A 3,806-nucleotide genomic window follows, 5' to 3' on the forward strand; every position below is an offset into this window, starting at 1 on the left:
CTGCACGCTTCCGGTGCTGCGCGGGCTTGCCAAGGACGCCCCTCTCGGCCTCGTGCATTTCGACAGCCACACCGATCTCTTTCCGCCCTATTTCGGCGGCACGGTGCTGACCCATGGCAACCCGTTCCGATCGGCCGTGGAGGAGGGGCTGCTCGACCCCAGGCGGATGATCCAGATCGGCATCCGCGGCACGATGTACGACAGCGCCGACCGCGACTTCGCCAGCGCCCATGGCATCCGCATCGTCACGATCGAGGAGTTCTTCGCCCGCGGCATTGCCGACGTCATGGCCGAGGCGCGCGAGATCGTCGGCTCCGCGCCGGCCTACCTGTCCTATGACATCGACTTCGTGGACCCTTCCGTGGCGCCCGGCACCGGCACGCCCGAATGGGGCGGGCCGAATGCGTTCGAGGCGATGCAGGTCGTGCGCGAATGCGCCGGGCTCAACATCGTGGCGGCCGACCTCGTGGAGGTCTCGCCGCCCTTCGATCCGAGCGGCGGCACGGCCTGGCTCGGCGTCTCGCTGATGTTCGAGATCCTCTGCGTGATGGTCGCGGCGCTTTAGCCGCGACCGGGCACGCGGGGTGCGTCACGCCTGCGCGGCGGTGACGATGATCTCCACGAGATACTCGGGGGCCGCGAGCTTGGCCTCGCCGGTGGCGCGGGCCGGCGTGTGGCCCTGGGGCACCCAGGCATCCCAGACCGCGTTCATCGCGGCGAAGTCGCGGCCGATCTCGGCGAGCCAGATCTGCGTCCTGAGGATCCGCGTCTTGTCGGACCCGGCGAGCGCGAGGAGGCGGTCGATCTCGGCCAGGCATTCCTTCGTCTGTCCGGTGATGTCGCTGCCGGGTTCGCCGACGACACCGGCGAGGTGAACGATGCCGTCGTGGATGACGGCGTTCGACATGCGTTTTCCGGTTTCGATGCGGGTGATCTGGGACATGGGGAACCTCCTTGCTGCCCGTGCCGGATAGCGCAGGGGGCCGTCAAAGGAAAGGGCGGCCGGAGCCGCCCTGTTCCCGTCGTGCCTGGCAGCTCACATGCCGAGAAGCTTCAGCGCCTCGCCGAGGTCGGTCTCGGACTTGGCGTGGTCGCCGGCGTCATGGGCGGCCTTGCCGCTTTCGTAAAGCGCCATGACCTGGGCCTTGGTGGCGTCATCGACCGTCGTGGCGGCCATCGCCGCGTCGATCTTCTCCATCAGCGCGGGGCACTGGTTGGCGAACGCGGGGCCCGAAAGGGCCGCGAGTCCGGCCAGAGTCAGAAGGAACTTCCTCATCGCAAAGGTCCTCGCTACGAACGCGCCGTCCTGTTCGCGGCGCCCGGGGACAATATCACGGGAAGCTGGAGCGGGTGAAGGGAATCGAACCCTCGTCGTAAGCTTGGGAAGCTTCTGCTCTGCCATTGAGCTACACCCGCCCGTGCCCGCTCCTTACCCTGCGGCGGCGTGTCAGGCAAGGGCTTCCGGCGGCGCTACCCGGACGTCCACCCAGACCGGCAGATGGTCGGAGGCAAGCGCGGCGGGCGCGAGGCGGTGGACCCCGGCGGTGACGAGGTGAAGCCCGGTGGAAAGCGCCACGCGGTCGAGCGCGCCGATCGGCCGTGGCGAGGGAAAGCTCGGGCCCGGCGCATGGAGCCGGAACGAGGGCCCGAGGGCGTCGGCCCCGCCATGCGCGGACCAGTCGTTGAAATCGCCCAGGATCGCGGTCGGCCTGTCGCCGCGCCGGCTGATCGCGGCGCGGATCGCGGCGAACTGCATCCGGCGGTAGCGGCGGATCAGCCCGAGGTGCACGCCGACGATCCGGAGACCCCCGTACTCGGGCCCGAGCTCGGCCAGGATGGCGCCGCGCGGCTCGAGCCCCGGCAGGAGGAGTCGCCGCACCTTCTCCACCACGATCCCCCGCCGCACCAGCATCGTCTGGCCGTGCCAGCCAAGGCTCGGACCTTCGGGCGCGAAGGGCAGGACGCCGAAGTCGGTTTCCCCCTCGATGAGGGTGCGGGGCAGCGCCTCGGGCCGGGGCGGCAGGCGATGATCGACCTCCTGCAGCGCCACGATGTCGGCATCGAGCGCGTTCAGCACCGACACGATCCGTTCGGGGCTGCGCCGGCGGTCCATCCCGAGGCACTTGTGGACGTTGTAGGAGGCGAGGCGCAGTTTCATGGCCCTTCTCTAGACCGACGCGCCCCGGGGTTGAAGCGCCACCCGTCGCTTCCTACGATTGATTCATGTGGATCGAGCGCCTTCGCCGCCAGCCGGTTGTCGTCCAGGCGATCTGGGCGGTCCTTGCCATCGCCTTTGTGGCGGCGCTTGTCGAGGCGCGGTGGTCGCTCGCCTTCGTCTCGGCGGCAACCTTCGCGCTCTCGCTTGTTCCCGTCCTCGTCCAGCGCCGCCTCGGGATCCGCCTGCCCGTCCGCTTCTTCGGCTGGATCGTGGTCTTCGTCTTCGCGACGATCTTCCTCGGCGAGGCCTTCGACTTCTATGGCCGGTTCTGGTGGTGGGACGTGGTCCTGCACGGCGGCTCGGCGCTCGCCTTCGGGCTCATCGGCTTCCTCTTCGTCTTCATGCTCTTCGAGGGCGACCGCTACGCCGCCCCGGCGGGGGCGCTCGCCTTCATGAGCTTCTGCTTCGCGATGACGATCGGCGCGCTCTGGGAAATCTTCGAGTTCGCCATGGACCAGATCTTCGGGCTCAACATGCAGAAGACCGGGCTCATCGACACGATGTGGGACCTGATCGTCGACACGGTCGGCGCGACCATCGGCGCGACGGCCGGCTACTTCTTCCTGCAGGGCCGCCATCTTGGCGGGCTGACGCTGGCGCTGCGGGAGTTCATCGCCGCGAACCGCTGGCTCTACCGCAAGCGCCGCTTCTTCCGCAGGCGGCGCTGATCAGGTGCCGCAGAAGGTGCGGGTCACCCTCTCTTCCGGTTCGGGCGCGGCGTCGTAACCCTCGGCCTCGGGGCGCCGCTCGAAGGGCCGGGCGAGCACGGCGTTCAGCCTGTGGAACGGAGCGAAGTCGCCCGCGGTCGCGGCGCGGATCGCCTCCTCGACCCTGTGGTTACGGGGGATATAGGCCGGGTTCGCGGCGCGCATCACTGCCTGCGGATCGGCCTCGGACGCGAGCCGTGCCCGCCAGTCAGTCTCCCACCCGGCGAAAAGGCCCGGGTCGGCGAATTCGGCCGCCGCCGTGCCCTCGGCCAGCCCCCGGAAGGTGCGGGTGAAATCCGCCCGCCCCTCGGCCATGCGCGACAGCAGGGCGGCGATGAGCGCGGCGTCCTCCTCCGCCTCGGTCGCAAGCCCGATCTTGGCGCGAAAGAGCCGGAGCCACTCGGACTGATAAAGCTCGGCAAAGCGGTTGATCGCCTCGGTCGCCGCCTCGATCGCCGGACCTTCCTCGCCCATCAGCGGCAGGAGGCATGAGGCGAGCTGCGCGAGGTTCCAGAGCGCGATGCGCGGCTGGTTGCCATAGGCATAGCGGCCGAACTGGTCGATGGAGGAGAAGACCTTCGCCGGGTCATAGGCATCCATGAAGGCACAGGGCCCGTAGTCGATGGTCTCGCCCGACACCGCCATGTTGTCGGTGTTCATCACCCCGTGGATGAAGCCGAGGCTCATCCAGCGGGCGACGAGGCGCGCCTGTGCCGCCGTCACCGCCGCGAGAAGGCCGAGCGGGCCCTCCGCGTCCGGGTAGTGGCGGGCAATGACGTGATCGGTCAGGAGCCTCAGTGCCTCCACGTCCTCGCGGGCGGCGAAATACTGGAAGGTGCCGACGCGGATGTGGCTGGCCGCCACGCGGGCGAGCACCGCAC

At 69.2% G+C, this 3,806-nt stretch carries 6 protein-coding genes and 1 tRNA gene; 2 read left to right on the forward strand and 5 right to left on the reverse strand.

What is annotated here, in order from left to right:
* Window positions 1–565: arginase family protein (locus F9K34_RS17680; RefSeq protein ID WP_291338428.1), on the forward strand; the 565-nt coding region annotated here is incomplete at its 5' end.
* 24 nt (window positions 566–589) lie between these two features.
* Here the strand turns inward: F9K34_RS17680 and F9K34_RS17685 are convergent.
* The 4 genes from F9K34_RS17685 to F9K34_RS17700 form a co-directional block, all read right to left on the reverse strand.
* On the reverse strand, window positions 590–943 hold the full coding sequence (locus tag F9K34_RS17685; RefSeq protein WP_291338429.1) for a RidA family protein: 354 nt from the start codon (window positions 941–943) through the stop codon (window positions 590–592).
* A 93-nt stretch (window positions 944–1,036) separates the two neighbouring features.
* Entirely contained in the window at window positions 1,037–1,276 is a 240-nt protein-coding gene (locus tag F9K34_RS17690) for a hypothetical protein (RefSeq protein ID WP_291338430.1), read from the reverse strand.
* A 66-nt stretch (window positions 1,277–1,342) separates the two neighbouring features.
* Window positions 1,343–1,416 (reverse strand) — tRNA-Gly (locus F9K34_RS17695).
* A gap of 31 nt (window positions 1,417–1,447) precedes the next feature.
* Window positions 1,448–2,158, reverse strand: a complete 711-nt coding sequence (locus F9K34_RS17700; RefSeq protein ID WP_291338431.1) for an endonuclease/exonuclease/phosphatase family protein — start codon at window positions 2,156–2,158, stop codon at window positions 1,448–1,450.
* Window positions 2,159–2,223: 65 nt separating this feature from the next.
* Between F9K34_RS17700 and F9K34_RS17705 the strand changes: the two genes are divergently transcribed.
* A complete protein-coding gene (locus F9K34_RS17705) occupies window positions 2,224–2,886 on the forward strand; it encodes a hypothetical protein (RefSeq protein WP_291338432.1) in 663 nt (220 codons plus the stop codon).
* On the opposite strand, the gene F9K34_RS17710 is transcribed toward F9K34_RS17705, so the two are convergent.
* The coding region (locus tag F9K34_RS17710; RefSeq protein WP_291338433.1) for a protein adenylyltransferase SelO family protein at window positions 2,887–3,806 on the reverse strand (920 nt) is incomplete at its 5' end. It lies immediately after the preceding gene.

Origin of the sequence: Albidovulum sp. (genome assembly GCF_008933605.1) — a bacterium.
In the GTDB taxonomy this organism is placed as follows: Bacteria; Pseudomonadota; Alphaproteobacteria; order Rhodobacterales; family Rhodobacteraceae; genus Albidovulum.

What these genes read in the sequence shown, in the direction of transcription:
- F9K34_RS17685 (WP_291338429.1), bottom strand. Translation starts at nt 943, where the DNA reads ATGTCCCAGATCACCCGCATCGAAACCGGAAAACGCATGTCGAACGCC.
- F9K34_RS17690 (WP_291338430.1), bottom strand. Translation starts at nt 1,276, where the DNA reads ATGAGGAAGTTCCTTCTGACTCTGGCCGGACTCGCGGCCCTTTCGGGC.
- F9K34_RS17700 (WP_291338431.1), bottom strand. Translation starts at nt 2,158, where the DNA reads ATGAAACTGCGCCTCGCCTCCTACAACGTCCACAAGTGCCTCGGGATG.
- F9K34_RS17705 (WP_291338432.1), top strand. Translation starts at nt 2,224, where the DNA reads ATGTGGATCGAGCGCCTTCGCCGCCAGCCGGTTGTCGTCCAGGCGATC.